The organism is Bradyrhizobium sp. PRIMUS42, from assembly GCF_023006515.1.
Lineage (GTDB): Bacteria > Pseudomonadota > Alphaproteobacteria > Rhizobiales > Xanthobacteraceae > Bradyrhizobium.
On sequence record NZ_JALBGZ010000723.1, the window covers coordinates 1 to 3,071 of the forward strand.

Here is a 3,071-nt window from a genome sequence, read left to right on the forward strand (position 1 = left end):
GGCCGCGGTCACTTCCAGACCGAGGGCAGGATCGACGGCCAGCGCATCGGCTTCATGGTCGACACCGGCGCCTCCGTGGTTGCGCTGAATGAGACCTCGGCCGCCCGCTTTGGCCTCCGTCCCTCGCGCGGCGAGTACAACGCCACCGTCTCCACCGCCAACGGCACCATCAAGGCCGCCCGCACCCGCATCGCGATGCTCGATGTCGGCGGCCTCATTGTGCGCGACGTCGATGCCATGGTGCTGCCCGATGCGGCGCTGTCGGAGAACCTGCTCGGCCTCTCCTTCCTGTCCCGCCTCAAGCGCTTCGAATACGCCAACGGCCAGATGGTGCTGGAGCAGTAGGCGGAGCCTTCCGCGATCAGGCGCCGTCCCTTTCAAAAGAGATTTCTTTGCGTCGACCGCCCTCGCGGTAACGTTTCTTCGTTACCAAACTGCCGCAATTAACGGCCATAAGCCTTCATTCCCGCCTTTCGTTGCGGCCCGGCATTCGCTAAGGCTGCAGCAAATCCTGCCCCCTTTTCACGAGACCGTCGCAATGTTCCCGAAGCCGAAATCCGTATTGCTGCCCAACACCTACGCCTTCGAATCCGAGCCGATGGTGAAACCCACGGGCTTTCGCGAGTACGACGCGCGCTGGTTGTTCCAGAAGGAAATCAACCTGATGGGTGTGCAGGCGCTCGGCATGGGGCTGGGCGCACTGATCGCCGAGCTCGGCGTCAAGCAGGAGATCGTCACGGGCCACGATTTCCGCGGCTATTCGGCTTCGATCAAATATGCGCTGATCTCCGGCCTGATGGCGGCGGGCTGCAAGGTGCACGACATCGGGCTTGCGGTGACGCCGATGGCCTATTTCGCGCAGTTCGATCTCGACGTGCCCTGCGTCGCCATGGTCACGGCCTCGCACAATGACAATGGCTGGACCGGCGTGAAGATGGGCGCCAACCGTCCGCTGACCTTCGGCCCCGACGAGATGACGCGGTTGAAGGAGATCGTGCTGGGCGCCGATTTCAAGAACAAGGCCGGCGGCTCCTACCAATTCCACGAGAACTACCCGGCGCGCTATATCGCCGATCTCACCAGCCGTCCGAAGCTGACGCGCAAGCTCAAGGTCGTCGCCGCCTGCGGCAACGGCACCGCCGGCGCGTTCGCGCCGCAGGTGCTGGAAGCGATCGGCTGCGAGGTGATCCCGCTGGACACCGAGCTCGACCACACCTTCCCGAAATACAATCCGAATCCGGAAGACATGGAGATGCTGCACGCGATCCGCGACGCGGTGCTGCATCACAAGGCCGATGTCGGCCTCGGCTTCGACGGTGACGGTGACCGCTGCGGCGTGGTCGACAACACCGGCGAGGAAATCTTCGCCGACAAGGTCGGCGTGATGCTGGCGCGCGACATGTCGGCGATCCACAAGGATGCGCAATTCATCGTCGACGTGAAGTCGACCGGCCTGTTCGTCACCGATCCGGTGCTGCAGAAGCAGGGCGCGAAGGTTGCCTATTGGAAGACCGGCCATTCCTACATGAAGCGCCGCACCAACGAGACCGGTGCGCTGGCGGGCTTCGAGAAGTCGGGCCACTTCTTCTTCAACAAGCCGTATGGCCGCGGTTATGACGACGGCCTGGTCTCGGCGCTCGCGATCTGCGACATGCTCGACCGCGCGCCGGGCAAGTCGATGGCGGACCTGAAGAACGCGCTGCCGAAGACCTGGTCGTCGCCGACCATGTCGCCGCACTGCGCCGACGAGACCAAATACGGCGTCATCGACCAAGTGGTGAAGCACTTCGAAGCCTTGCAGGCCAAGGGCGCCAAGATCGGCGGCCAGGCAATCCGCGATCTCGTCACCGTCAACGGCGTGCGCGTCACGGTCGAGGACGGCAGCTGGGGCCTGGTGCGCGCCTCCTCCAACAAGCCCGAGCTCGTGGTCGTGGTCGAGAGCCCGGTCTCCGAGCAGCGCATGCACGACATGTTCGAGATGGTGAACAGCGTGCTGCGCACGCATCCCGAAGTCGGCGAGTACAATCAGAAGATTTGATATGAGAGGCGAGACGCCTCGAGCCAGAACTTCCGCCGTCATGCCCGGGCTTGTCCCGGGCATCCACTGTGCAGATGCGCCTGGATGGCCGGGACAAGCCCGGCCATGACGACGACCGATGAAGCCGCGCCAGTAGTAAGTAAAAACTAAGCCGCCACCACCGCCGGGATCGGCAGCGCGGTGACCGACTTGATCTTCTCCATCGCGAAGCGCGAGGTGACGTTCTTCAGCGGCACGGCGCTGATCAGCTTCTTGTAGAACACGTCATAGGCCTGCATGTCTGCGACCACGACGCGCAGCATGTAATCGACGTCGCCGGCCATGCGATAGAACTCCATCACCTCGGGCATGGCGCTGACGGCTTCGGCGAACTTCTTCAGCCAGGCGTCGGAATGGTCCGAGCTTTCGACCGACACGAACACGGAGATGCCGAGCCCGATCTTGTTCTGGTCGACGAGGGCGACCCGCTTGATGATCACGCCGTCGGCTTCCAGCCGCTGGATGCGCTTCCAGCAGGGGGTCGAGGACAGGCCGACGCGGTCGCCGATCTCGGCGACGGACAGCGAGGCATCTTCCTGGAGCACCATCAGAATCTTGCGGTCGATGGCATCGAGGCGGCGGCTGGTCTCGGGGATCTGGACAGCGGCATCGGTCATTTGAAGAACTTTGTTCCATTTCAGGGGCTGATTTCCCTGATATAGAGAAAATCTTTCCACAGCAAGCCCATAATCTCGGCGCGAGAGTGGAATCGCTCTACGGCGCGCCGCGCAAAAGCCCTTCAACTTCAATGCGTTGTGGGGCGGCTTGGCCCCCGCCATGGCGGGTGCATTTCAGCGCTGCGGCAGCCGCGGCGAATCGCAGCGCCTCCCGCACCCCCTTACCCTCGGCGAGGCCAAGCGTGCAGGCGCCATGGAAGACGTCGCCGGCGCCAAGCGTATCGACCGCCTGGACCGGGAAGACCGGCGTCTCCTCCAGCTCGCCCGCCTCGTTCAGCCAGATCGTGCCGCGCGGACCGCGGGTCGCAGCGAGGAAG

4 protein-coding genes are annotated in these 3,071 nt (G+C 63.7%); 2 read left to right on the forward strand and 2 right to left on the reverse strand.

All coding sequences use genetic code 11. The annotated features are described in order from the left end of the window. Together MOV75_RS32520 and MOV75_RS32525 are read left to right on the forward strand one after the other, a co-directional pair. A partial coding sequence (locus MOV75_RS32520; protein ID WP_247007368.1) for a TIGR02281 family clan AA aspartic protease occupies nt 1-345 on the forward strand: 345 nt, incomplete at its 5' end. A gap of 193 nt (nt 346-538) precedes the next feature. After that, nucleotides 539-2,038, forward strand: coding sequence for a phosphomannomutase/phosphoglucomutase (locus tag MOV75_RS32525; RefSeq protein WP_247007370.1), 1,500 nt, complete (start codon nt 539-541; stop codon nt 2,036-2,038). 146 nt (nt 2,039-2,184) lie between these two features. Here MOV75_RS32525 and MOV75_RS32530 read toward each other — a convergent pair whose 3' ends face one another. Together MOV75_RS32530 and MOV75_RS32535 are read right to left on the reverse strand one after the other, a co-directional pair. Continuing rightward, nucleotides 2,185-2,694, reverse strand: coding sequence for an Lrp/AsnC family transcriptional regulator (locus MOV75_RS32530; protein ID WP_246929522.1), 510 nt, complete (start codon nt 2,692-2,694; stop codon nt 2,185-2,187). 97 nt (nt 2,695-2,791) lie between these two features. Continuing rightward, nucleotides 2,792-3,071: PfkB family carbohydrate kinase (locus MOV75_RS32535; RefSeq protein WP_247007371.1), on the reverse strand; the 280-nt coding region annotated here is incomplete at its 5' end.

Excerpts from the sequence above, each read along its gene's own strand:
- MOV75_RS32525 (WP_247007370.1), top strand. The coding sequence starts at position 539 with ATGTTCCCGAAGCCGAAATCCGTATTGCTGCCCAACACCTACGCCTTC.
- MOV75_RS32530 (WP_246929522.1), bottom strand. The coding sequence starts at position 2,694 with ATGACCGATGCCGCTGTCCAGATCCCCGAGACCAGCCGCCGCCTCGAT.